At 73.7% G+C, this 24,689-nt stretch carries 16 protein-coding genes and 1 other RNA gene; 12 read left to right on the top strand and 5 right to left on the bottom strand.

Annotated elements, in window-relative coordinates; genetic code table 11:
• Positions 1-36 precede the first annotated feature (36 nt).
• The 4 genes from ACIPRD_RS28015 to ACIPRD_RS28000 form a co-directional block, all read right to left on the bottom strand.
• Positions 37-948 carry a carbohydrate ABC transporter permease gene (locus tag ACIPRD_RS28015; protein ID WP_356396598.1) on the bottom strand — a complete coding sequence of 304 codons (912 nt, stop codon included), beginning with the start codon at positions 946-948 and terminating at the stop codon, positions 37-39.
• Complete coding sequence (locus ACIPRD_RS28010; RefSeq protein ID WP_401566953.1) at positions 945-2,291, bottom strand: carbohydrate ABC transporter permease; 1,347 nt, start codon at positions 2,289-2,291, stop codon at positions 945-947. Before ACIPRD_RS28010 ends, ACIPRD_RS28015 begins: the two co-directional genes overlap by 4 nt.
• 7 nt (positions 2,292-2,298) lie before the next feature.
• Complete coding sequence (locus ACIPRD_RS28005) at positions 2,299-3,675, bottom strand: ABC transporter substrate-binding protein (RefSeq protein ID WP_401566950.1); 1,377 nt, start codon at positions 3,673-3,675, stop codon at positions 2,299-2,301.
• Positions 3,676-3,842: 167 nt separating this feature from the next.
• The gene (locus ACIPRD_RS28000; RefSeq protein ID WP_401567064.1) at positions 3,843-7,778 is read right to left on the bottom strand and encodes an FHA domain-containing protein; all 3,936 of its coding nucleotides are present in this window, start codon (positions 7,776-7,778) and stop codon (positions 3,843-3,845) included.
• Between the two features lie 362 nt (positions 7,779-8,140).
• Between ACIPRD_RS28000 and ACIPRD_RS27995 the strand changes: the two genes are divergently transcribed.
• The 4 genes from ACIPRD_RS27995 (at position 8,141) to ACIPRD_RS27980 (ending at position 13,981) form a co-directional block, all read left to right on the top strand.
• Positions 8,141-9,847 (top strand): serine/threonine-protein kinase, encoded by a 1,707-nt coding sequence (locus ACIPRD_RS27995; RefSeq protein ID WP_401566948.1) that lies wholly within the window; start codon positions 8,141-8,143, stop codon positions 9,845-9,847.
• A gap of 202 nt (positions 9,848-10,049) precedes the next feature.
• Entirely contained in the window at positions 10,050-11,276 is a 1,227-nt protein-coding gene (locus tag ACIPRD_RS27990; protein WP_356396607.1) for a serine/threonine-protein kinase, read from the top strand.
• Positions 11,277-11,697: 421 nt separating this feature from the next.
• The gene (gene prfB, locus ACIPRD_RS27985) at positions 11,698-12,804 is read left to right on the top strand and encodes a peptide chain release factor 2 (protein ID WP_356396610.1); all 1,107 of its coding nucleotides are present in this window, start codon (positions 11,698-11,700) and stop codon (positions 12,802-12,804) included.
• A 292-nt stretch (positions 12,805-13,096) separates the two neighbouring features.
• Positions 13,097-13,981, top strand: coding sequence for a hypothetical protein (locus ACIPRD_RS27980; protein WP_401566945.1), 885 nt, complete (start codon positions 13,097-13,099; stop codon positions 13,979-13,981).
• 124 nt (positions 13,982-14,105) lie between these two features.
• Here ACIPRD_RS27980 and ACIPRD_RS27975 read toward each other — a convergent pair whose 3' ends face one another.
• A complete protein-coding gene (locus tag ACIPRD_RS27975; RefSeq protein ID WP_356396615.1) occupies positions 14,106-14,297 on the bottom strand; it encodes a hypothetical protein in 192 nt (63 codons plus the stop codon).
• 232 nt (positions 14,298-14,529) lie between these two features.
• Between ACIPRD_RS27975 and ftsE the strand changes: the two genes are divergently transcribed.
• From ftsE to ACIPRD_RS27935, 8 genes are all read left to right on the top strand, one after another.
• Entirely contained in the window at positions 14,530-15,219 is a 690-nt protein-coding gene (gene ftsE / locus ACIPRD_RS27970) for a cell division ATP-binding protein FtsE (RefSeq protein WP_356396618.1), read from the top strand.
• Between the two features lie 32 nt (positions 15,220-15,251).
• On the top strand, positions 15,252-16,172 hold the full coding sequence (ftsX, locus tag ACIPRD_RS27965) for a permease-like cell division protein FtsX (protein ID WP_356396621.1): 921 nt from the start codon (positions 15,252-15,254) through the stop codon (positions 16,170-16,172).
• A gap of 67 nt (positions 16,173-16,239) precedes the next feature.
• The gene (locus ACIPRD_RS27960) at positions 16,240-17,430 is read left to right on the top strand and encodes a S41 family peptidase (RefSeq protein WP_401566943.1); all 1,191 of its coding nucleotides are present in this window, start codon (positions 16,240-16,242) and stop codon (positions 17,428-17,430) included.
• A gap of 67 nt (positions 17,431-17,497) precedes the next feature.
• A complete protein-coding gene (gene smpB, locus ACIPRD_RS27955) occupies positions 17,498-18,040 on the top strand; it encodes an SsrA-binding protein SmpB (protein ID WP_356398992.1) in 543 nt (180 codons plus the stop codon).
• A gap of 116 nt (positions 18,041-18,156) precedes the next feature.
• Positions 18,157-18,525, top strand: a transfer-messenger RNA (tmRNA) gene (gene ssrA, locus ACIPRD_RS27950).
• Between the two features lie 1,149 nt (positions 18,526-19,674).
• Positions 19,675-20,349, top strand: a complete 675-nt coding sequence (locus ACIPRD_RS27945) for a hypothetical protein (RefSeq protein ID WP_401566941.1) — start codon at positions 19,675-19,677, stop codon at positions 20,347-20,349.
• Between the two features lie 675 nt (positions 20,350-21,024).
• The gene (locus tag ACIPRD_RS27940; protein ID WP_401566939.1) at positions 21,025-23,217 is read left to right on the top strand and encodes a glycosyltransferase; all 2,193 of its coding nucleotides are present in this window, start codon (positions 21,025-21,027) and stop codon (positions 23,215-23,217) included.
• Positions 23,218-23,303: 86 nt separating this feature from the next.
• Positions 23,304-24,632, top strand: coding sequence for an acyltransferase family protein (locus ACIPRD_RS27935; RefSeq protein ID WP_401566937.1), 1,329 nt, complete (start codon positions 23,304-23,306; stop codon positions 24,630-24,632).
• Positions 24,633-24,689 lie beyond the last annotated feature (57 nt).

The raw sequence follows: 24,689 nt of genomic DNA, 5'->3' as shown, positions 1-24,689 counted from the left end.
GAAGGCCCGCCCCCGTGAAGTGCCGCCTTTGCGCGGCTACTTGACCGCGCCCGCCATCACCCCGGACACGAACTGCCGCTGGAAGGCGAAGAACACGGCCAGCGGGATCACCATCGACAGGAACGCGCCGGGCGCGAGCACGTCGATGTTGTTGCCGAACTGCCGTACCTGGGTCTGCAGGGCGACCGTGACCGGCTGCGAGCCGGAGCCCGAGAACACCAGCGCGACCAGCAGGTCGTTCCACACCCACAGGAACTGGAAGATGCCGAGGCTCGCGATCGCGGGCCCGCCGAGCGGCATCACCACCCGTGCGAACAGGCGCAGTTCGCCCGCGCCGTCCAGCCTGGCCGCCTCCAGCAGCTCGCGGGGGATCTCCGCGAAGAAGTTCCGCAGCAGGAACACCGCGAACGGCAGTCCGAAGCCGACGTGGAACAGGATCACCCCCGGGATCGACCCGAACAGGCCGATCTTCCCGAACAGTTCGGCGATCGGGATGAGCGCCACCTGCACCGGCACCACGAGCAGGCTGACCACGCCGAGGAACCACCAGTCCCGGCCCGGGAACTCCATCCACGCGAACGCGTACCCCGCCAGCGAGCCGATCACCACGACCAGGACGGTCGCCGGAACCGTGATCAGCACGGTGTTCAGCAGCGAGTGGGTGATGTCGCCGTTCTCCAGCAGCCTGCGGTAGCTGCCGAAGGTCAGCCGCGACGGTTCGCGCAGCACCGTCCACCAGCCGCTCGCGCTCATGTCCTGCGGCGAGCGCAGCGAGGACAGGAGCAGCCCGAAGGTCGGCACCAGCCAGAACAGGGCGACCAGGACGAGGAGGAAGCGGACCAGTCCGCCGCCCAGCCGCCCGGTGATCCTCGACGCGAGCGAGGTCCGGGCCGGCCCCGCCGCGCGGGCCGCCGTCGCCCCGCCGGTGCTTTCGGCGGTCGCCGTCATCGCCGTACCTCCCGCCTGAGCCTGCGCATGTTGAACAGCATCACCGGGATCACCAGGAGCAGCAGGAACACCGCGATCGCGCTCGCGACGCCTGGCCTGCCCTCCGCGAACCCCTTGCGGTACAGCTCCAGGGCCAGCACGTTCCCGTCGTCCTGGGAGGAGCCCGGGGCGATGATGTAGACGAGGTCGAACACCTTCAGCACGTTGATCATCAGCGTGACGGTGACGACCGCGAGGACCGGCGCCAGCAGCGGCACGGTGATCTTGCGGAACACCTGCCACTCGGTCGCCCCGTCCACCCGCGCGGCCTCCAGCAGCTCCCGGGGCACGCCCGCGAGCCCGGCCGCGATCAGCACCATGGCGAAGCCCGCCCACATCCACACGTACGACCCGATGACCGCCGGGGTGATCAGTGCCGGGCCGAGCCAGTCCACGCCGTTGTACGGCTCGGTGAAGTTGCCCGCCGGCAGGCGCAGTCTGGCCCCGTCGGCGGCGGCGGGCAGGGTGAAGGTGCCGTCGCCCGCCGCCTTCGTGGAGGCCACCACCCGGCCGTCCTTCACCGCCTCGATCCGCATCCCGGCATAGCCCAGCTCGGCGGGGTCGGGCGCGCCGAGCCTGCCGACGCCCTTGCCGCGGGTGAAGTCCTGCCAGGCCGTGCCGGTGACCTTCCCCGGCTCCGGCCGGGCGGCCACCGCCCTCCGCGCTCCGTCCGGCAGCTGGCCGGGGGCCACGCCGACGAGCGGCAGGGCGACGGGGCGCCCGGCGTGGACGGCGTCCTTGGTGAGGAAGCCGCCCCGGTCGGGTGCGAGCGGCGACTCGCGGCCGGGGTGCGCCTTCGGGAACGCCGACGCCTGCGCGAACGTGTCGTGCACGCCCACCCACACCGCGTTGGCGACCCCCTTGTCCGGGTCCTGGTCGTACACCAGCCGGAAGATGATCCCGGCCGCCAGCATCGAGATCGCCATCGGCATGAAGACGATCAGCTTGAACGCCGTTCCCCAGCGCACTCGTTCGGTCAGCACCGCGAAGACCAGGCCGAGCGCGGTGGAGACCGTCGGGGCGAACACCACCCAGATGACGTTGTTCTTGAGGGCGGTGCGGATGCCGTCGTCCTCGAACAGCGCCCGGTAGTTGCCGAGTCCGGCGAACCCGTGGCCGGAGTCGCCGGTGAAGCTGCGGACCAGCGAGTACCCGATCGGGTAGACCACGAGCGCGCCGAGCAGGACCAGGGCCGGCAGCAGGAAGAGGACTGCCGCCGTCCCGCGCGTGCCGGTCACGCTCCCGCGGCGCTTGCGGGGTGCGGCGGGGCCCGGTGCGGGCCCGGCCGCCGCTGCCGACGCCATCGCCGGATCAGCTCCCGCTTCCGTACGCGGCCGCCGCGTCCTTCTCCAGCTGCCGCTGGGCGCCCGCCACGTCCTTCGGGTTCTTCAGGAAGTCCTGGAGATCCTTCCACTCGCCCTTGCCCGGGGTGCCGCCGAAGGCCTGCGGGGCCTGGTCGGACATGTCGAAGCGGAAGTCGTCGCCGGAGGAGATCAGCGCCCTGGCGATCGTCCGCTGCACCTCGTTCGGATAGGCCGAGACCGGCACGTTCTTGTTCGGCGAGAGATAGCCGCCCAGCTTCGCCTGGACGGACGCCGCGTCGGGGGAGGCGAGGAAGGTGACCAGCGCCTGCGCCGCCTTGGAGTCCTTCAGGATCACCGCCGCGTCACCGCCGGACACCACGGGCGCGGCCGTGCCCACCGCCGGGAACGGGAAGACCTTCGCGTCCGTGCCCACCCGCGCCTTGGTGTCGCCGATGTTGACCTGCGCGAAGTCGCCCTCGTAGACCATGCCCGCCTTCGGCTGGTCGCCTCCGGTGAAGGTCTGGGTGACGGAGGCCGGGAACTCGGTCTGCAGCGCGCCGTCCGCGCCGCCCGCCACGTAGTCCTTCGGGCCCCAGACCTGCGCCAGCGTGGTGAGCGCCTGCTTCACCGACGGGTCGGTCCACTTGAGCTTGTGCTGCGCGAGCTGGTCGTACTTGTCCGGGCCGGCCTGGGAGAGGTAGACGTTCTCGAACCAGTCCGTGAGCGTCCAGCCGTCGGCGCCGCCCACCGAGAACGGGGTGACCCCGGAGTCGTACACCGCCCGCGCGGTGCTCAGCAGCTCCGTCCAGGTCTTCGGTTCCTTGGCGCCCGCGTTCTCGAAGACCTTGGCGTTGTACCAGACCAGCGACTTGTTGGCGGCCTTGTAGTAGACGCCGTAGCTCTTGCCGTCGACCTTGCCGATGTCCTGCCAGCCCTGGGAGTAGTTCTCCGCCAGCTCCTTCAGCGCCTCGGGGCCGAGCGGCTTGGCCCACTTCTTCTCCACGGCCTGCTTGATCGCGCCCGGCTGCGGCAGCAGCGCCACGTCCGGCGGCCGGCCGCCCGCGACCTTCGAGCCCAGGAAGTTGATGATCGGGTCCTGCGCGGGCACGAACGTCACCTTCGCACCGGTGCGCTTCTCGAACTCGGCGAGGACCCGCTTGAAGTTCTTCTGCTCGGTGCCGGTCCAGACGGCGGCCACCTCCAGCTTCGCGCCGTCCAGCTTCGGCAGGGTGACGGAGGAACCGCCGCTCCCGTCGCTCCTCTCCCCGCTCGCCTTCTTGTCGTCGCCGCTGGAGCAGGCGGTGAGCGCGAGGGCTCCCGCGAGCAGAGCGGCGAGTGCCGCGACGGCCCTGTCTGTCCGGATGGTGCTGCTCCTGCTGCGCATCACTTCCCCGTTCGTCGTTGCCCGTTGAACGCCGGAACACTGCTTCCGTGCGCTCCGGTCTACGCGGGCACCGCGAGGGCGGCAAGAGCGCCTGCCCCGTCCCACGGGTCATCGTGACCGGCTCGTGATCGGGGCGGTATGCGTAACGGGTCCGGACAGCGTGTCCGTCAGAGCAGGGAGGGCACCTCGGCCGCCGACACCTCCCGGGCCGCCCGCTGCACCGCGCTCGCCAGCAGTGCCAGGTCGGTGGGGCCGTTGCCCAGCTCGCGCACCGGCCGGCGGGCCGGCGGGTCGCCCGTGCGCTCCCACTCCAGCGGCAGCACGGTGGGCCGCTGGGTCGCGGTGCGCGGGATACGGCCCGTCACCCGGCCGCCCTGGAACCCGGCGGTCCGCCCGTCCGGGTACACCAGCGTGCCCCGCCCGGGCGCCGGTTCCTCCGGACCCGGCACCGGCGCGTCCAGCGTCACCCGCAGGGTGGCCTGCCGGGCCGGTTCGGTCTCCGCCGTACGGCCGCCCGGCCCGCAGGCCCCGACCAGGTGCACGCCGAGCCGCTCGCCCTCCCGGGCCACGGCCTCCAGCGCGCGCATCACCGAACCGGCGGCGGGCCGGCCCGTCGAGCCCAGCGCGGGCGAGACCAGCGCGTCCAGGTCGTCCACGACCACCACGAGCCGGGGCAGCGGCGGCGCCGCCTCGGTGCGCTGCCGGGCGGCGGCCCGCGGACGCAGCCGCAGGGTGGAACTGGGCGGCGTGTCTATGTCGCCGTCGCCCGCCCCCGGGACCGCCCCGGGAACGGCCGCGCGCCCGCCGGGGGTGCGCTGCGCGACGACACGGCCCGACACCTCGCGCCCGGTGTGCCACTGGGTGAAGTCCGTGAGGCCCACCAGCTCGCCGCGCCGCTTCAGCTCGGCGCTCAGCGCCTGTGCGAACTCCCGCATGCGCACGGGGTCGTTGGCGAGGAGATGCGTCGTCACATGGGGGATGTCCGTGCACACGCGCAGGCCGTCGGCGCGCCCCGTGCCGGTGCCGTCCCGGCCGTCGATCAGGACGACGCCCAGCCGGTCGGGCCGTTCGGCGGCGGCCAGCGAGGCGACCACCGCCCGCAGCAGTTCGGTACGGCCGCTGCCGGCCGGCCCCTCGATCAGCAGATGCGGGCCGTCGGCCACCAGGTCCACACCGAGCGCGCCGCGCGGTCCGGCGCCGAGCACCGCCCGCGCCCGGCCGCCCAGCGACTCCGTGTCGTCGGCGGCGTCCGCCCAGCGGGCCATCAGCGATGCCGGGGTGGCCCGCGCCAGCCCCAGCTCGTCCAGCAGACGCGCCGACCGGGGCAGCGGCACGGCCGCGCGCGCGTGCCGGTCACCGGGGCCGTCGGGACGCAGCGGCGCCAGCGCCCGCGCGAACCGCTCCGCCCACGCGGCGGAGACCGCGTCCACGGCGGCGAGCGCGCCCGTGCCGACGGGGCCGGTCGGCGCCACCCGCAGCAGGTGCAGCACGCTCGCCACGTCGCCGCCGAGCAGCGCCACCGCCCCGCAGTGCCGGAACGTCGGCGTGACCGCGCAGGCCGCCTCGTACGCCTCCGCCACCGACGGACCGGAGGAGATGGGGAAAGCGGGGAAATCAGAGGAGGCCGAGGAGGCCGAGGAGGCCGAGGAGGCCGCGGCGCCGGACGGCACCGGAGCGCCCGGGAAACCGGCGGAGGCCGTGCCGGGCGCACCGTCCGCTGTCTCCGCGAGGCACACGACGTGCACGCCGGCCCGCGGTCCCGCGACGGCCAGCCGCGCCAGGGACTCCCGCAGCGCGGCCCCGCCGGGGTCGCCGTCCAGGACCACGACGGTGTACGGCCCCGGGCAGCCGCCGGTGCCGGCCGGTTCGGCGGAGCCGGGGGACCAGGAGGAGGAGTAGCCGGAAGGGGAGGGGGAAGGGGCACCCGGGGTGGTCCGCGCCGGGGCCTGGCGGGCCGTGCCGAGGCCCGCCGTCGCGTGGTCCTCGACCCGGCGCAGGAGTTCCTCCACGCGGGCCGCCGCCTGTTCGCGGTCGTAGGCCAGCAGCAGGCGGCAGTCCTGGCCGCGGGCCGGCCGGACGTGCGGCAGCCAGCCGAGCCAGGACCACTCGGCCGTGCGCTCCTCGACCGGACGGGAACCGTCCGCGCTGATCAGCACGATCTCCAGCAGGTCGGGGGAGTGCAGCGCGGCGAGCTGGGCCAGCACCGCGCGGGCCAGCCCGGACAGCCGGGGGCGCGGACCGGCGAGGCCCAGGGCCCCGGTCTCGCGCAGCGCGGCGGTCACCGGTACGGCGGGCAGCGGGCCGGAGCCGTCCGGCGCGGTCCGGTCGGCCGTGCCGAGCCGTACGGTCAGCGCCTCCGGGTGGCCCGGACCGCGCTCCCACAGACGCGGCCCGGGGCCGAGCGCCGTGAGCAGCAGGGCGGCGGGGTCCGGCCAGGTGTCCGGCCGCGGGGGCAGGCCGGTGACCGGGGCCGCGGGTGCCTCGGTGATGTCGTCGTACGCGTCCGGCCCGGCGGGAGCCTGCTCGGCGCGTCCGCCGGTCAGCCTGCGCGCCCACGCGCCGAGGCCGCCCCGGCGCCGGGTGCCCGTGGGGGCGTCGGTGCCCCGGACGGGCGTGCCCTTGCGGCCGCCCGCGCGCGGGCCGCCGTCCGGCACCGCGCCGTACGCCGCCGTACCGGCGGCTCCGCCGTCCGCCGCGCCGGCCGCGTCCCCCGGTCCCCGCAGTCCCGTGTGGGTGTCGCCGCCGGAGGGGCCGTGGTGGCCGGTTCCCCGGGGTGCGGCGCCGTGGCCGGGAGCCTCCGGGGTCCGGGCCGGGCCGCCGGACGCGCCCGGGGTGTACGGGGCCGCTTCCGCGGGGTCTGCGTGGTCCGCGTGCTTCCTGCCGTAGGCCGGGCCGGGGGCTCCGGGGCCCCAGGTCTCGGCGGCCGGTGCCGCCGCCGGGCGGGGGAGGCCCGCTCCCGGGTACCCGCCGCCGCCGTTGGCGGCGGTCTGCGGCCGTCCGCCGTCCCGGGAAGTGCCCGGGCGGTCCGTGTCCGCGCGGCGGGACGCGGAACCCGGTGCGTTCCGGTCGTAGACCCGGGCGGTCGCGGCGGGAGCGGGCACCTCCGCCGGCCATCCGGCGCGGCCGCCCGTGGTCCGGTCGGCGAAGGCCGTCCGCGGGTCCGGCTCACGGCTCTCGATCCGCGGCGCCCCCGCCTGTCCGGGCACCGCCCCCCGCTCCTCGCGCCGGTGCTCCTGGGCGCCCGCGCCGGAGGCGGCGTAGGGCGAGGTGCCGTACGCGTGGTGCGTCGGTCCTTCGGGGCCGCCGTGGGCCGCGCCCGCGACCGGTTCGGCGCGCAGGCCGTACGCCGTGTCCTGATCCGTGTGCCCGCCGCGCGCGTGGGCGTCCCGGGCGGAGCCGCCCGCGCCGGGCGCACCGGCGCTCCCGCCGCCGAGCGGCACCCGGACGTGTCCCTCGCCGTCCGGCACCGTCCGCACCCGGGCCGCGGGTCCCCCGGACGGCGTCACGCGCAGGGCGGACTCGCCGATCCTCAGCAGGGCGCCCGCGGGGAAGCGGAGCGGCCGGCCGGTGACGCGGGTGCCGTCGAGGGTCGTGCCGTTGGTGGAACCGAGATCGGTGACGGTGACCTGGCCGTCGGGCTCGACGGTGACGGCGCAGTGCAGGCGGGAGACGTCGAGGTCGTCCAGCGGCACGTCGGCGTCGGCGGAGCGGCCGACGGTGATGCGGCCGCCGTGCAGCAGGTGGACGCCGCCGGCGTCCGGGCCGGCGACCACGTGCAGCTGGGTCGGGGCGTCGTCCAGCTCGGGATGCGGTTCGAGGGCCGCCGGGGCGCCCAGCGCCAGCACGGCGCCGTCGACCAGCGGGGGCTCGCCCAGCGTCCGGTGCCGGCCGTCGAGCCGCTCCGTGCCCGCGTACAGGACGACCGGCGCGCCGCCGGGATCCCGGCCCGCGCCGCCCTCCGCGGTGACCGCCGCGGCCAGCGCCGGCGCCACCGCGGCCAGGTCCGTGCCCACGGGCGCCGTGACCAGCACGTCACGGCTCACGGCGCGGCTCCGCTGCGGGGAAGGTCCCAGCGGGTCTACGACGGTCAGCCGGATCTGCATCGCCGTCAGCGGTCCCTTCTGCGCGGGCGCGGACTTGCCCCGGTCCGCCCCGAGCACGTCGGCCAGTACTGCACGCATCCTTGCACCTGTCACCGGCGGTCCGCCCCGGTCCGGGCACCAAGTGATCTTGATTGGTCGGCTCTGCCCCCAAAAATGCCTGACCGGTGCCGCGACGGTGATCGGTTGAGATCGGTCACGTCCGGGAACCGGCAACCAGGAGACCGAGGCGAGCGTCTTTCCTTCGAACATGGACGGGAACGTCCACGTGGTGCTCCGGGGGGCGGCACTACAGTGGGTCGGAACACCCGGAGACAGGCGAGCGAGCAGCCAAGCAAGCAGCCACGAAGCAGCAGGGAGCACGTGTGCGGCCAGTCGGCAGCAAGTACCTGCTCGAGGAGCCGCTCGGACGCGGCGCCACGGGCACCGTCTGGCGTGCCCGCCAGAGGGAGACCGCGGGCGCCGAGGCGGCCGTGCCCGGCCAGCCGGGCGAGACGGTCGCGATCAAGGTCCTCAAGGAGGAGCTGGCGAGCGACCCGGACATCGTGATGCGCTTCCTGCGCGAGCGCTCCGTCCTGCTCCGGCTCACCCACCCCAACATCGTCCGGGTCCGCGACCTGGTCGTCGAGGGCGATCTGCTGGCCCTGGTCATGGACCTCGTCGAGGGCCCCGACCTGCACCGCTACCTGCGCGAGAACGGCCCCTTCTCGCCCGTCGCCGCCGCGCTGCTCACCGCGCAGGTCGCCGACGCGCTCGCCGCGAGCCACGCCGACGGCGTCGTCCACCGCGACCTGAAGCCCGCCAACGTGCTGCTGACCCAGTACGACGGCCGGATGCACCCGCTGCTGACCGACTTCGGCATCGCCCGCCTCGCCGACTCCCCGGGCCTGACGCGCACCCAGGAGTTCGTGGGCACCCCCGCCTACGTCGCGCCCGAGTCCGCCGAGGGCCGCCCGCAGACCTCCGCCGTCGACATCTACGGCGCCGGCATCCTGCTGTACGAGCTGGTCACCGGGCATCCGCCGTTCGCCGGCGCCACCGCCCTCGAGGTGCTGCACCAGCACCTCAGCGCCGAGCCGCGCCGCCCCTCCACCGTCCCGGACCCGCTGTGGACGGTCATAGAGCGCTGCCTGCGCAAGAACCCGGAGCAGCGGCCCGGCGCGGAGAGCCTCGCGCGCGCCCTGCGCGTGGTCGCCGAGGGTGTCGGCGTGCACGCGAACGCCGCCCAGATCGCCGCGGCCGAGGGCGTCGGCGCCCTGCTCGCGCCCGACCCGGACCCGGCCGCCGTCCCGGGCGTCCCCGGTGCCGCCGACCCCACCCAGGTGCTTCCCACGGGCGGCCCGCAGGGGTCCTGGGGCAACCACGACCCGAACGCGGCGACCAGCTTCCTGCCGCACACCGCGGGACCCTCCGGCGCCGGCGACCCGACCAGCGTGCTGCCGCACACCGGCCCCGGTGCCGGTGCCGGTGCCGCGGACCCGACCGCCGTCATGCCGCCGGTGCAGGGCCGGCCGGGCCAGGACCAGGAGTGGCCGGGGCAGCAGCCCGACCAGCCGCACCCCTGGCAGACCCAGCTGCGCGCCGCCCGCGACCGCAACGAGCAGACGCAGGTCCAGTACCTCGACCCGGGCGAGGACCCGCTGCGCCACCGGCCCCAGCGGCAGGTCGCCCGCCCGCAGCGGCAGGCCCAGCCGGCCCCGCAGGCCCGCCCGCAGCAGCCCCAGGCCCGCCGCCCCCAGCAGCAGCAGCAGCCGCAGCGCTACTCCACGCCGCAGCCCGAGCAGTACGCGCCGCCCCAGCAGCCGCAGCGGCCCGCGCGTGAGCCGCGCGCGCCCCGCGAGCCGCGTCCGCGCAGCGCCAACCCGATGAAGATCCCCGGACTCGGCTGCCTGAAGGGCTGCCTGTTCACGATCGTCATCCTGGTCGTCGCGAGCTGGCTGATCTGGGACCTGACCCCGCTGCACACCTGGGTCGGCAAGGGCGAGGGCTACTGGCAGCAGCTGAGCGACTGGGCGGGTCAGTTGAGTGACTGGGTCAAGAACCTGAACAAGTCCTCCGACGCCTCCAACTGACCACCGGGCAGGCGACTTGTCGACATCCCGCGGGTGATTTGCCGTTCCGCGGTGAAGGTTGGCCCGCAGGGCGCGTAGTTTTGTCGACCGGGAGTCCTGGTCGGTCGTCGGCCGGGGGCCCGGGGGGCCCGCGGCGACAGCCGCCGACGTCTGCGCCCCGGCAGCGGCGCAGCATCGGCAACACGCGTCTGTAGGAGCAGTCTTGGCACGGAATATCGGCAGCCGGTACACCGCGAACCAGATCCTGGGGCGGGGCAGCGCCGGCACGGTGTGGCTGGGCGAGGGGCCGGACGGCCCCGTCGCGATCAAGATCCTGCGGGAGGACCTCGCGTCCGACCAGGAGCTCGTCGGACGCTTCGTCCAGGAGCGCACCGCGCTGCTCGGCCTGGAGCACCCGCACATCGTCACCGTGCGCGACCTGGTCGTCGACGGCAACGACCTGGCGCTGGTCATGGACCTCGTCCGCGGTACCGACCTGCGCACCCGGCTGGAGCGCGAGCGGCGCCTCGCGCCCGAGGCTGCCGTGGCGGTCGCCGCCCACATCGCCGACGCGCTCGCCGCCGCGCACGCGGCCGGAGTGGTGCACCGGGACGTCAAGCCCGAGAACATCCTGCTCGACATGCAGGGCCCGCTCGGCCCCGGCGGCGCCCATCCCGCGCTGCTCACCGACTTCGGTGTCGCCAAGCTGATCGACGCGCCGAAGCGGACCCGGGCCACGAAGATCATCGGCACTCCCGACTACCTCGCCCCCGAGATCGTCGAGGGGCTGCCCCCGCGGGCCGCCGTGGACATCTACGCGCTGGCCACCGTCCTGTACGAGCTGCTCGCCGGCTTCACGCCCTTCGGCGGCGGCCACCCGGGCGCGGTGCTGCGGCGGCACGTCACCGAGACCGTCGTACCGCTGCCCGGCATCCCCGAGGAGCTGTGGCAGCTGCTCGTGCAGTGCCTGGCGAAGGCTCCGGCCTCCCGGCTGCGGGCCACCGAACTCGCGGCCCGGCTGCGGGAGCAGCTGCCCCTGCTGGCCGGGATGCCGCCGCTGGACGTGGACGAGCCGGAGGCCGAGGGCGCCGACCCGGCGCCCGCGCCCCAGGAGCCCCGGCCGCCCGCCGCGGAACCGGTGCGCCGGCGCGGCGCGGTGTCCCTGGTGCCCGGCGCCAAGCCGGACTCCAACCGGGACACCCACACGTCGATGCGGGTTCCCGCGCCCGACGAACTGGCCGGCGGGGCCCACGGCACGGCCCGGGTGCCGCGGCCCTCCGGGGCGCCCCGCGCCGGTTCCGCCCGGCACCGCGCCGCCGCCCGCCGCCGCAGGATCACGCTGAGCGTCGCGGGCGCGCTGCTGCTCGCCGCGGTGGGACTCGGGGCGTGGGCCGCCTCCGGCGACGACGAGCCGCCCCGCCCCGCGCACACCAGCACGTCGGCCCCCTGACCGCCCCCACCCCCCGCCCGGCCCGCGTCCGCCGCCCCTCCGCGGGCCCCCGCCCTGTCTGTGTCCGCCGGCCCTCCGCGGGACCCCCGCCCCGCCTGCGTCCGCCGCCCCCTCCGCCTGGCCCCCGGCCGGGCCGTTCGCCGGTCTGCCCCACGGCCCGTCCGCCGGCCCTCCGCGGGACCCCGCCCCGCCTGCGTCCGCCGCCCCCTCCGCCGGGCCCCCGGCCGGGCCGTCCGCCGGTCTGCTCCACGGCCCGTCCGCCGGGCCGTCCGTCGGTCCCTCCGGGGGTGCCGCGAGGGCGGCGAAGGGGCCGGTGGGCGGCCGGCGGCGGGAGCGCGGGCCCCGGGAGCGCGGGCCCGCGGGCGGGGGCCGGCGCCCGGCACCGGACCTCGGCACCCGGCGGAGCCGTTACGCTGGAGGCGTGGCAGTCGTCGATGTATCCGAAGAGCTGAAGTCCCTCTCCTCGACCATGGAGTCGATCGAGGCCGTCCTGGACCTCGACAAGCTGAGGGCAGACATCGCCGTGCTCGAGGAGCAGGCGGCCGCGCCGTCCCTCTGGGACAACCCGGACGAGGCGCAGAAGATCACCAGCAAGCTCTCCCACCTCCAGGCCGAGGTCAGGAAGGCGGAGGCGCTGCGCGGACGGATCGACGATCTCTCCGTGCTCTTCGAGATGGCCGAGGAGGAGGACGACCCGGACACCCGTGCCGAGGCCGAGTCCGAACTGGTCGCCGTGAAGAAGGCGCTGGACGAGATGGAGGTCCGTACCCTCCTCTCCGGCGAGTACGACGCCCGTGAGGCGCTCGTCAACATCCGCGCCGAGGCCGGCGGCGTCGACGCCGCCGACTTCGCCGAGCAGCTGCAGCGCATGTACCTGCGCTGGGCCGAGCGGCACGGCTACAAGACCGAGATCTACGAGACGTCGTACGCGGAAGAGGCCGGCATCAAGTCGACCACCTTCGCCGTCCAGATCCCCTACGCCTACGGCACGCTCTCGGTCGAGCAGGGCACGCACCGCCTGGTGCGCATCTCGCCCTTCGACAACCAGGGCCGCCGCCAGACGTCCTTCGCGGGCGTCGAGGTGCTCCCGGTCGTGGAGCAGACCGACCACGTCGAGATCGACGAGTCGGACCTGCGCATCGACGTCTACCGTTCCTCGGGCCCCGGCGGCCAGGGCGTGAACACGACGGACTCCGCGGTCCGCCTCACCCACCTGCCCACCGGCATCGTGGTCTCCTGCCAGAACGAGCGCTCCCAGATCCAGAACAAGGCCACGGCCATGAACGTCCTCCAGGCCAAGCTGCTGGAGCGGCAGCGCCAGGAGGAGCGGGCCAGGATGGACGCCCTCAAGGGCGACGGCGGAAGCTCCTGGGGCAACCAGATGCGTTCCTACGTGCTGCACCCGTACCAGATGGTCAAGGACCTGCGCACCGAGTTCGAGGTCGGCAACCCCCAGGCCGTGCTCGACGGTGAGATCGACGGGTTCCTGGAGGCCGGTATTCGCTGGCGCAAGCAGCAAGAGAAGTAATTTTGTCGATATGACAACTGCCGCCCATGTGGCGGCAGTTGCCGTATGTCTGGGTTTTACGTCACACTCACAGGCTTCAATTCCCCGCAAACGCCACCCCATCGGACATCGCTCCTGCAACGGCCTTGACGCTGCTTTGGAAAATGGGAAAGGTGAAGCGTGGCATGCGTATCTCCGGGGCGCATGTGAACCGGGGGAACGGACGCTTGTCCCAATTGCGCCTGCCCCCGTCGATCACGGCACACCCCGTACGCCGCCTCATTGACGATCAGCTACTGGGGGTAGCAACCACATGACGAAGAAGACGCGGATGCGCGTCGCGCGGATAGCCGCCGGCGCCGTGATCGCGGCCGGGGCCTCGCTGACGGCCGCCGGTGCGGCCTCCGCCCTGGACCTCGGTGTCCAGGCCGGTCCGCTCAGCGTGAGCGTGAACACGGGCGGCGAGGACGACGGTGGCACCGACGGCGGCGGCTGTGACCCCGTCGGCGTCTGCACCACCGACGGCGGCGGCAACGGTGGTGACACGACCACGACCGGCGGCGAGACCACGACGACCGGCGGCGACACGACCACCGGTGGTGACACCACCACGACCGGCGGCGACGACGGCGGCGACACCACCACCACGACCGGTGGCGACGACGGCGGCGACACCACCACGACCGGTGGCGACACGACCACCACCGGCGGTGACAACGGCGGCGACACCACCACGACCGGTGGTGACAACGGCGGTGACACGACCACGACCGGTGGCGGCAACGGCAACGGTGGCGACACCACGACCGGTGGCGGCACCGGCGACGGCGGCACCACCACGACCGGTGGCGGCAACGGCACCGACGGTGGCAACGGCGGTGGCGGCAACGGCAACGGCGGCAACGGTGGCCACGGCGGTGCCGGCGGCAACAGCGGCACCGGTGGTTCCGGCAGCACCGGCAACAACAACACCCCCAACGGCGGCGGCAACGACAACGTGTCCCAGGAGGAGGGCTCCTCGGCCCTCACCGACACCGGCTCGGACACCGTGGCCCAGGGCGGCGACAAGCAGCTCGCCGAGACCGGTGCCGGTCAGACCGCGTTCCTGCTCGTCGGCGCCGCGACGATGATCGCGGGCGGCATCGCCTTCCGCGTCCTGCCGCGCCTGGCCGGCGGCCGGGGCGGCGCGGCCGCCTGAGCGCAGCCGCACGGCCGCGTCCCCCCGGGGACGCACCACGGATGAACGGAAGGGCCCGGAGCTTCGCGCTCCGGGCCCTTCCGGCGTTCTTCTCAGGAGTTCCGTGCGGACCTCTCGCCCGGTCTCACACGGTCTGGTGCGCCAGCAGCACCACCGCGGCGACCAGCACCGCCAGCAGGGCGATCAGCGCCACCGGGTTCATCCCCGCGAAGAGGCGCTCCTGCTGAAGGCGCTCGCGGCTGGCGCGGCACACCGGGCACCGGCCCTCGTTCACGGGCGCCGCGCAGTTCGCGCACACCAGACGGTCGTACGTCATGCGGTCGCCCTCCTTGCTCCGGCCATCACAGCTACAACGCATCCGGGAACGAGAACGTTCCCCCTCCACTCTGCCAGGTTCCCCCGGAAGAAGCGCGGGCGCCGGGAGAACCCCGGATCCGGGGCCGTACAAAAACGCACAAGTGTCGCCCAACCGCAACCGGGCCCTGCGCGTGCACACCCGGTTCGCGTATGGTCACGCTCATCTACCCCCGGCGACCCGTGGTGCATCCGTGATCCGATTCGACAATGTCTCCAAGGTCTACCCCAAGCAGACCCGCCCAGCCCTGAGGGAGGTCTCCCTGGAGGTGGAAAAGGGCGAGTTCGTCTTCCTGGTGGGGTCCTCGGGCTCCGGAAAGTCCACCTTTCTGCGGCTGATCCTCCGCGAGGAGCGGTGCAGTCACGGGCAGGTGCACGTGCTGGGCAAGGACCTCGCGCGCGTCTCCAACTGGAAGGTGCCGCAGATCCGGCGCCAGCTCGGGACGGTGTTCCAGGACTTCCGTCTCCTGCCCAACAAGACGGTCGCGGAGAACGTGGCCTTCGCCCAGGAGGTCATCGGCAAGTCCCGCGGCGAGACCCGCAAGTCCGTGCCCCAGGTGCTCGACCTCGTCGGGCTCGGCGGCAAGGAGGACCGCATGCCGGGCGAGCTGTCCGGCGGTGAGCAGCAGCGCGTCGCCATCGCGCGCGCCTTCGTCAACCGGCCCAAGCTGCTCATCTGCGACGAGCCCACAGGCAACCTCGACCCGCAGACCTCCGTCGGCATCATGAAGCTGCTCGACCGGATCAACAGGACCGGTACGACCGTGGTGATGGCGACGCACGACCAGAACATCGTGGACCAGATGCGCAAGCGCGTCATCGAGCTGGAGAAGGGCCGCCTCGTCCGCGACCAGGCCCGCGGCGTCTACGGCTACCAGCACTGACGTTCCACGACGGAAAGGCATAACCAGACGCCATGCAGGCCCAGTTCGTTCTGTCGGAGATCGGTGTCGGTCTCCGCCGCAACCTGACGATGACCTTCGCCGTCATCGTCTCCGTCGCCCTGTCCCTGGCCCTCTTCGGCGGCTCGCTGCTGATGAGCGACCAGGTGAGCACCATGAAGGGCTACTGGTACGACAAGGTCAACGTCTCGATCTTCCTGTGCAACAAGAGTGACGCGCAGTCGGACGTGAACTGCGCCAAGGGCGCGGTCACCGAGGACCAGAAGAAGCAGATCCGGGCGGACCTGACGAAGATGACCTCGCTCGTGGAGAAGGTCACCTACGAGTCCCAGGACCAGGCGTACAAGCACTACAAGGAGCAGTTCGGCAACTCCCCGCTGGCCAGCTCCCTCACGCCGGACCAGATGCAGGAGTCGTACCGCATCAAGCTCAAGGACCCGCAGAAGTACCAGGTCATCGCGACCGCCTTCAACGGGCGGGACGGCGTGCAGTCGGTGCAGGACCAGAAGGGCATCCTGGACAACCTCTTCCAGCTGCTCAACCTGATGAACCGGGCCGCGCTCGGCGTGATGGCGATGATGCTGGTCGTCGCGCTGCTGCTGATCGTCAACACCGTGCGCGTGTCGGCGTTCAGCCGCCGCCGCGAGACCGGGATCATGCGTCTGGTCGGCGCCTCCGGCTTCTACATCCAGGCACCGTTCATCATGGAGGCCGCGGTCGCCGGACTCATCGGCGGCGGCCTCGCCTGCGTGTTCCTGGTCGTCGGCCGGTACTTCACCATCGACCACGGCATGGGCCTGTCCAGCAAGCTCACGCTCATCAACTTCGTCGGCTGGGACGCGGTGTTCACCAAGCTGCCGCTGATCCTCGCCACGAGCGTGCTGATGCCCTCCCTGGCGGCGTTCTTCGCGTTGCGCAAGTACCTGAAGGTGTGACGCATACCAAGAGGGCCGTACGGGCATCCGCCCGTGCGGCCCTTCGCGTTGTCCTAGACTCACCGCCATGTCAGGCCGTGACCTGTTCTGCCAGCCCCGCCGCAAGTGCCGCGGGGCCGCCCTGACATTCGTCTTCGCCGGCGTCCTGGTCGCCGGCGCCGCCACCGGTTCCTTCCCGGAGAGCGGCCAGAGCGGCCGGAACGGCCCGTCCGGCCGCGGGAGCACCGCGGTCGCGCCGGGCGTGGGCGCCCACCACGACGACGTACGCCGGGCCGCCGCCGAGGCGATGGCCGACGGCAAGTCGCCTATGGAGGCCGCGGAACGGGCCGTCAGCCGCAGCGGGGACCGCTGGGGCGCCGTCTACTCCGAGGGCGAGTACGAGGAGTTCCAGGAGGCCCTGGACGGCGAGTACACCGGCGTGGGCCTGTGGGCGCGCCGCGAGCGGGACGGCCGTATCGAGGTGACCCGGGTGCGGCCCGGCTCGCCGGCCGCGGACGCGGGGATCCGGCGGGGTGACCGGCTGCGCACCGTCGACGGCGGCGAGGTCGACGGCCGGCCGGTGACCGAGGTCGTCTCCTTACTGCGCGGCGACGCCGACGACGCGCCCGCCGGTACGACGGTGACGCTCGGCCTGGAGCGCGGCACGCGCGCGTGGACGCGGACCCTGCGCCGGGCGCGCCTGTCCACCGACTCCGTCACGGCCCGCACGCTCGACGACGGGGCGGTCACCGTCGTCCGGGTCGACGCCTTCACCAAGGGCTCCGCGGACGCCGTGCGGACCGCCGTGCGGCAGGCCCCGGCGGCCGCGGGGATCGTCCTCGACCTGCGGGGGAACTCCGGCGGCCTGGTCACCGAGGCGGTCGGCGCGGCCTCCGCCTTCCTCGACGGCGGCCTGGTCGCCACCTACGACGTCGACGGCGCCCAGCGCGCCCTGCACGCCGCGCGCGGCGGCGACACCGCCCGGCCTCTGGTGACCCTCGTCGACGGCGGCACCATGAGCGCGGCCGAGATGCTCACCGGCGCCCTCCAGGACCGCGGCCGCGCGGTCGTGATCGGCTCCCGCACCTTCGGCAAGGGTTCCGTGCAGATGCCGACCACGCTGCCCGACGGCTCGGTGGCCGAACTGACCGTGGGCCACTACCGCACCCCGCTGGGCCACGCCGTCGACGGCCGGGGCATCACACCGGACCTGGAGGCGGGCTCCGGGGCGCTGGCGCGTGCCGAGACCGTGCTCACCGGACTCGGCGACCGGTCGTAGACCGCTTAAAGCACTTCCCTCGCACCCCCCGTGTGGTGAGAAAATGGGCGGCACTATGAGCAAGGGAATGTACGTACCGAAGGAGTCCCAGCCCAAGCAGGGCGGAGCGGCCGCGAAGGCCAGGGACGGTGAGAAGGGCGGCAAGCGCAAGATCGTCGCCCAGAACAAGAAGGCCCGGCACGACTACGCGATCGTCGACACCTTCGAGGCCGGGATCGTGCTCTCCGGCACCGAGGTCAAGTCGCTGCGCGAGGGGCGGACGTCGCTGACCGACGGCTTCGTCCAGATCGACCGGGGCGAGGCATGGCTGCACAACGCCCACATCCCCGAGTACCACCAGGGCACCTGGACCAACCACTCCGTGCGCCGCAAGCGCAAGCTGCTCCTGCACCGCGAGGAGATCGACAAGCTGGAGTCGAAGTCCCAGGAGACGGGTCACACCATCGTGCCCCTCGCGATCTACTTCAAGGACGGCCGGGCCAAGGCCGAGATCGCGCTCGCCCGGGGCAAGAAGGAGTACGACAAGCGGCAGACCCTGCGCGAGCAGCAGGACCGCCGGGAGTCGGACCGCGCGATCGCGGCGGCCAAGCGCAGGCAGCGCGGCGTCTGACGGCTCCGGCCGGGCACGCGGGAATACGCTGGCACTGTCGTGCGTTGGTCACGTACGATGGCACTGCACCCCAGCGAGGGTGCGCGCCCCTCACGGGGGCATTGAAAAATCAACATGGGGATGATCGGTTTCGACAGCGGATGTCGAAGCAGGGGAAGCGTGTCGAGGAAGCGGCAATGATCTCGTAAACCATATGTCGCAAAAAATAATCGCCAACACCAAGCGCGATTCCTTCGCCCTCGCTGCCTAAGTAGCGACTTGCGAAGTGTCAGCCCGGGGCTGTTCCCGACCCGGATCCTGGCATCAGCTAGGGAACTAAACCTTGATCCCGGTCACGGGGTGAAGAGGGAAATCTAACAGTGACTGAGCCCGTCGGAGACTTGTTCGCGTGATCTCCGGGGCTGAGAAAATCGCAGCGAACTGCACACGGAGAAGCCCTGATTCCGCACCGTTGGACGCGGGTTCGATTCCCGCCATCTCCACGATCGGAAGACCCCCGGGTCTTTCGTACCCCATGTGGGCAAAGGCCCCGTCGCTTCGAGCGGCGGGGCCTTTGTCTTGCGCTCAGCCAAGCGCTCCGCCTTGCGCTTCGTCGGCGCTTCGTCATGCGCCGGGGCGCGGGGCGGGTGGCGCGGAACCGGTTCCTCCTGGTCCGGAAGGGGCGGGCCTTCACAGCGGGGACACCTGGAGGAGACGATCTCCACGTGCGCTACATTCTTCGCCTGAGCACGGTGTGGTAGGGGGCGCTCGGGCCGGGCGGGGACCCGGTTCCGGCCGGCGGGTGCTCAGGGTCGAGGCGCACCCCGAATTGTCCCGTGGGGGGATGTGCGCGCGTGAAACAGTGGCGAGAAGACGCCCGACCGGACCGGCCCGAAGCCGCGTCCGAGGCCCAGGAACCTTCTGCCGGAGAGACCGGGACCGCTCCGGAGACCGGCACGGTTCCGGTTCCAGTTCCGGTTCCGGATGCCGCCGGTACGCCGGTGCGGCGGGGCGATGCGCCCCAGGACCCCGGCGGACGCCCCGAGGCCCGTCCGGGAGCCGAGATACCCGGGGGCGGACCCGCCGCCCCGACCGAACCGGCCGTTCTGCCGGTGCCCGACCCTGGGAGCAACTCCGTGACCGAGCCCGGGGCCACGCCCTCGTCCGGGACCGACGACGAGACCGCCGTACTTCCGCAGGCGCCCAAGGCGCGTCGTGCGGCCGAGTTCCGCAAGGCCGCGGACGCCCGGCGGACCGCGGCGGGACGTCCGGCCGTGACCGGCACTCAACTGCCTGCGGCGGCTGCCGAGGAGACTGCTGTGCTGCCTCCTGCGGAGACTGCGGCAGCGGCTGAGCAGACTGCTGTGCTGCCTCCTGCGGTGCTCGGGGCGGCGGCCGGGGAGACCGTTGTGCTGCCTCCTGCGGCGCCTGCGGCGGCGGCCGAGCAGACTGCTGTGCTGCCTGCGGAGGCGGCTGGGGAGACTGCTGTGCTGCCCCCTGCGGTGCTTGCGGCAGCGGCCGGGGAGACGGCGGTTCTGTCTCCGGCCGAGGCCGTGCATGCGGGGCCCGCCGGTGAGGCCGGGGAGGCCGCTGTGCCGGCTCCGGCCGGGGCCGGGCCGGCGGGGGCCGCCTCTGCCGGGGCGCAGGAGACGGGGGTGCTGCCTCCGGAGGTCCGGCCCGGCGCCGTCCAGCTCGGCGACGTGCGGATGAGCCCGGCCGCCGGTCCGCTGCGCAAGGCCGGCCGGGACGCGGCCGACGGGCCGGTGTTCGTCGACGAGTCCGGCCGTCGCAGCCGTACCTTCCGGCGTCTCGGCATGGCCGTCGCCGTGGCCTGTGCCGTCTACGCCGTCGTCATCGTCGCCACCCTCATGTCCGGCAGCTCGGACGCCCCGTGGCTGCCGGTGTCGCAGCACCCGCAGGGCAAGGACAAGCAGGCCGGCAAGGTGGAGTCCTCACCGACGCCGGAGGAGTCCGGCCCGGCGTCCGGCACCGGCGGTGGCGTCCCGGCTCCCGGCACGACCGTGAGCGGCGTCATGGCCTCGTCGCCCGCCGCCACGGCGTCCGGCACCGGGTCGAAGGCCGCGACCGCGCCGCCCGGCGCGTCGGCCACCCCGTCCCGGACGGCCACCGGGCCCGCCTCCGGCACGGCCGGCGGAGCGGCGTCCCCCGGCGCCGGTACCTCGGCGCCGCCCGCTCCCGCCACGACGTCCCCGGGCGTTCCGGCCGCGCCCACCGCCGCGCCCACCGTCCCGGCCCCGCCGACCGCCACCGTCCCGACCCGCCCGCGACGCCACCACCGTCCCGGTCACCACGTCGCACCCGGCGCGTAGGGCCCGGCCCGCGGGAGATCCGCCGCGCGGTGCGCAACCGCCGCGCGCCGGGTCGCCCCGCACGCCATAGCCGAGGCACGGCCACTGCCGCGCCCCTCCGACGCGGCACCGGCGGCCACGCTCGCCGCCGACGCGAGGCCGGCGGTACCGCTCGCTTCCGCCGCGACACGGACGGGTCCCGCTCGCCGCCGACGCGGGACTAGCGGTACCGCTCGCCGCTGACGCGAGGCCGGCGGCAGTGCTCGTCTCCGCCGCGGCACGGGCGGTCCCGCTCGTCCTCACCGTCGCCGCGTCCTCGGCGGGCCGTCCGGCGTCGGCCCAGCCGGAGGCGGTCCGGCGGTCCCGCCCGCCGGTGTCGCACGGGACGGCCCCGCCCGCCCCAGGACCACCAGCAGGCCGCCCGGCGGTCCCGTCCGCCACCGGCGCGTCATCGTCGTCGGCCCGACACCCCCGCGTCCCCCCGTCCCCCGTCCGCCCGGTGCCACCGCCCCGGGCACCCCGCCCGCCGCCGCGCGGGTGACCTGCCCGCCGTCACCCCGTCGGCCACCCGCCCGCCGCCACCCCGGTCGGCCGTCCGGCCGGTGTCGCCGCCGCGTGTGGCCCGTCCGCCGTTCACCGCCTACCGCACCCGCCGTCCCCCGTACCGTTCGTACCGTCCCCGGAGCACACCCCCTGATGGTCTCCCGCACCAGCCGTCGCGGCTCCTCACCAGGAGCCCGCGGCGGATCCCCGCGCCGGCGTCTGCCCATGCGCCTGCTGCTGCCGCTGCTCGTCCTCCTCGCGCTGGTCGCGATGCTGATGCTGCGCGGCTACGTCCACAGCGAGATCCTCGCCGACCACCGCATCCGGCCCGAGGCGGCCACGGACAAGGTGCCGCAGAAGATCCTCGACGGCGGGCCGGTGATCGACACGCGCGGCGGCCGGACCACCAGCCTGCGCATCCCGGACCACCGCGTCGTCCTCACCTTCGACGACGGACCGGACCCCGCCTGGACGCCGAAGGTGCTCGACATGCTGAAGGCGCACCACGCGCACGCCGTCTTCTTCGTCACCGGCACGATGGCCTCCCAGCATCCGGAGCTGGTCAGGCGCATGGTCGACGAGGGCCACGAGGTCGGCGTGCACACCTTCAGCCACCCCGACCTCTCGTACCACAGCCACCGCCGCATCGACTGGGAGCTGTCCACCGACCAGCTCGCCGTCACCGGCGCCGCGGGCATCCGCACCTCCCTCTTCCGGCCGCCGTACTCCTCCTTCGCCGACGCCATGGACGACAGGTCGTGGCCGGTGGTCCGGTACGTCGGCAAGCGCGGCTACCTCACGGTCCTCGACAGCATCGACAGCGAGGACTGGAAGAGGCCCGGCGTCGCGCAGATCGTCCAGCGGGCCACCCCGCACGGCGGCAAGGGCGCGATCGTCCTGATGCACGACTCCGGCGGCGACCGCCACCAGACGGTGCGGGCCCTCGGCACGCTGCTGCCGGAACTCCAGCGCCGCGGCTACGCCTTCGACAACCTCACCGAGGCCCTGGACGCGCCCAGCGCGAGCACCCGGGTCACCGGCCCCGAGCTGTGGAAGGGCAAGGCGTGGATCTTCCTGGTCTCCGCCTCGGACGGCATCACCGGCGTCCTGGTCGTCGGCCTCGCCGTGATCGGCGTCCTCGTCATCTCCCGCTTCGTGCTGATGCTGCTGCTCTCCGGCGCGCACGCCCGCCGGGTGCGCCGGAGGGACTTCGCCTGGGGACCGCCCGTCACCGAGCCCGTCTCCGTGCTCGTGCCGGCCTACAACGAGGCCAAGTGCATCGAGAACACCGTCCGTTCGCTGATGGCCAGCGAGCACCCCATCGAGATCCTCGTCATCGACGACGGCTCCTCGGACGGCACCGCCGAGATCGTGGAGTCGTTGAACCTGCCGGGCGTCCGGGTCGTGCGCCAGGCGAACGCGGGCAAGCCGGCCGCTCTCAACCGGGGCCTGGCGCACGCCCGTCACGAACTGATCGTCATGATGGACGGCGACACCGTCTTCGAGCCGTCCACGGTCCGCGAACTCGTCCAGCCCTTCGGCGACCCCGAGGTCGGCGCGGTGGCCGGCAACGCCAAGGTCGGCAACCGGGACACGCTCATCGGCGCCTGGCAGCACATCGAGTACGTGATGGGCTTCAACCTCGACCGCCGCATGTACGACCTGCTGCGCTGCATGCCGACCATCCCCGGCGCCGTCGGCGCGTTCCGGCGCTCCGCCCTGGAGCGGGTCGGCGGCATGAGCGACGACACCCTCGCCGAGGACACCGACATCACCATGGCGCTGCACCGCGACGGCCGGCGCGTGGTGTACGCCGAGAAGGCCCGCGCCTGGACCGAGGCACCGGAGTCGGTCCAGCAGCTGTGGTCCCAGCGCTACCGCTGGTCGTACGGCACCATGCAGGCGATCTGGAAGCACCGCCGCGCCGTCGTGGAGCGGGGCCCCTCGGGCCGCTTCGGCCGCGTCGGCCTGCCGCTGGTCTCCCTGTTCATGGTCGTCGCCCCGCTGCTGGCCCCGCTGATCGACGTGTTCCTGCTCTACGGCGTCGTGTTCGGCCCCACGCAGAAGACGATCGTGGCCTGGCTCGGCGTGCTCGCCCTCCAGGCGGTCTGCGCGGCCTACGCGTTCCGTCTGGACAAGGAACGCATGACCCATCTGCTCTCGCTGCCCCTGCAGCAGATCCTGTACCGCCAGCTCATGTACATCGTGCTGCTCCAGTCCTGGATCACCGCGCTGACCGGCGGCCGCCTGCGCTGGCAGAAGCTGCGGCGCAGCGGCGGGGTGTCGGCCCCGCCGGCCGACCCCCGCCAGGGCGCGCCGGTCATGGGCGCGGGCTCCGCCCGGTGACCGCGCCCTCCTCCGGCGCGATCCCCGCGCCTCCCGCCGGAGCCGTACCCGCGCCCCTTCCGACCTCGACCCAGGAAAACCCGCACGTGACCGTCCCCACCCACCCGTCCGGCACGGACGAGCCCACCCGCTCCCAGGAGAACCAGGAGAACCAGAAGAACCAGGAGAACCAGGAGAACCAGGAGACCCCTGCGACCCCTGCGACCCCTGCGATGCCCGCGACCCCCGCCACTCGGGAGGCTCCGACGGCCGCGGCCGCCCAGGAGAACCCGCGGCCTCCGGCGCCCGCGCGGGACCGGTACTTCGACCTGCTGCGCGCGGTCGCCCTCTTCCGCGTCGTCTTCTACCACCTGATGGGCTGGCCCTGGCTGACCGTCGTGTTCCCGTCCATGGGCGTGATGTTCGCGCTGGCCGGCACTCTGATGGCCCGCTCGCTCAAGCGTCCCGCGCTCCAGGTGGTCCGCGGCCGGATGCGACGGCTGCTGCCCCCGCTCTGGCTGCTCGGCGCCCTCGGCGTGACCGGCATGGTGCTGCGGGGCTGGAGCCCGCACGACGACGGACACCCCGTGTGGTGGTGGCTGCACCTCGGGTACTGGATCCTGCCGCTGAGCGATCCGCCGTACGCCGAGGGGCTGTCCGGCGTCCACGGCGTCCTCGGCGCGGACTGGGGGTCGGAGATGGCCATCCCGCTCTGGTACATCCGTGCCTACCTCTGGTTCGTCCTGCTGTCGCCGTTCCTGCTCAGGGCGCTCAGGGCGCTGCCGTGGGCGACCGTCCTGTCGCCCGTCGCGCTGTGCGCGGCCATGGAGTTCCACTTCCTGCGCCTGCCGGGGGAGCGGCTGCCCGACGCCGCGAGCGACTTCGGCGTCTTCGGCGCGTGCTGGGTCCTCGGCATGGCGCACCAGGAGGGCATCCTGAAGCGCGTCCCGCGCTACGTCGTCCCCTCGGTCGCGCCCCTCGTCGCGGCGGTGGGGCTCTGGTACGCGCTGACCCATGGCTTCCGGACGGACCACGACCTCAACGACATGCCGTTCGCGCAGTGCCTGTGGTCCCTCGGCGCCGTCCTGCTGCTCCTGCACATCAGCCCGTCCTGGAGCGAGTGGCCGCGCCGGCTGCGGCCCTTCCGGCGGGCCGTCACCCTGCTCAACTCGCGGGCGGTGACGATCTACCTCTGGCACAACCTGTGCATCCTGGCCGCCGCCACGCTGTGGGACGACCTGTGGCGGTTCGACGTGCTGGACGAGCACTTCGCCTGGCTGCTGAACAGCTCCTGGCCCGAACTGGCGCTCGTCTGGGCCCTCGTCTGCGGCTGCGTCGTCCTGTTCGGCTGGGTGGAGGACCTCGCGGCGAAGCGGAGGCCGCGGCTGTGGCCCGCGGGTCCGGCCGGGCCCCGGCGGGGCTCCCTCCCCGCCTGAACGCCTCGTCCCGGGCCCAGTGCCCGCGCCCGCGCTCGCGCTCGCGCCCGGATCTTC

Source organism: Streptomyces sp. NPDC090108 (assembly GCF_044747185.1).
GTDB lineage: Bacteria > Actinomycetota > Actinomycetes > Streptomycetales > Streptomycetaceae > Streptomyces.
The sequence above is the reverse complement of the archived record's forward strand: the minus strand, read 5'-3'. Positions and strand labels throughout refer to the sequence as shown.

Bases quoted from the DNA above. Each gene is read 5' to 3' on its own strand.
- ACIPRD_RS28015 (WP_356396598.1), bottom strand. From the start codon at position 948: ATGACGGCGACCGCCGAAAGCACCGGCGGGGCGACGGCGGCCCGCGCG.
- ACIPRD_RS28010 (WP_401566953.1), bottom strand. From the start codon at position 2,291: ATGGCGTCGGCAGCGGCGGCCGGGCCCGCACCGGGCCCCGCCGCACCC.
- ACIPRD_RS28005 (WP_401566950.1), bottom strand. From the start codon at position 3,675: ATGCGCAGCAGGAGCAGCACCATCCGGACAGACAGGGCCGTCGCGGCA.
- ACIPRD_RS28000 (WP_401567064.1), bottom strand. From the start codon at position 7,778: ATGCAGATCCGGCTGACCGTCGTAGACCCGCTGGGACCTTCCCCGCAG.
- ACIPRD_RS27980 (WP_401566945.1), top strand. From the start codon at position 13,097: ATGACGAAGAAGACGCGGATGCGCGTCGCGCGGATAGCCGCCGGCGCC.
- ACIPRD_RS27975 (WP_356396615.1), bottom strand. From the start codon at position 14,297: ATGACGTACGACCGTCTGGTGTGCGCGAACTGCGCGGCGCCCGTGAAC.
- ftsX (WP_356396621.1), top strand. From the start codon at position 15,252: ATGCAGGCCCAGTTCGTTCTGTCGGAGATCGGTGTCGGTCTCCGCCGC.
- ACIPRD_RS27960 (WP_401566943.1), top strand. From the start codon at position 16,240: ATGTCAGGCCGTGACCTGTTCTGCCAGCCCCGCCGCAAGTGCCGCGGG.
- smpB (WP_356398992.1), top strand. From the start codon at position 17,498: ATGTACGTACCGAAGGAGTCCCAGCCCAAGCAGGGCGGAGCGGCCGCG.
- ACIPRD_RS27940 (WP_401566939.1), top strand. From the start codon at position 21,025: ATGGTCTCCCGCACCAGCCGTCGCGGCTCCTCACCAGGAGCCCGCGGC.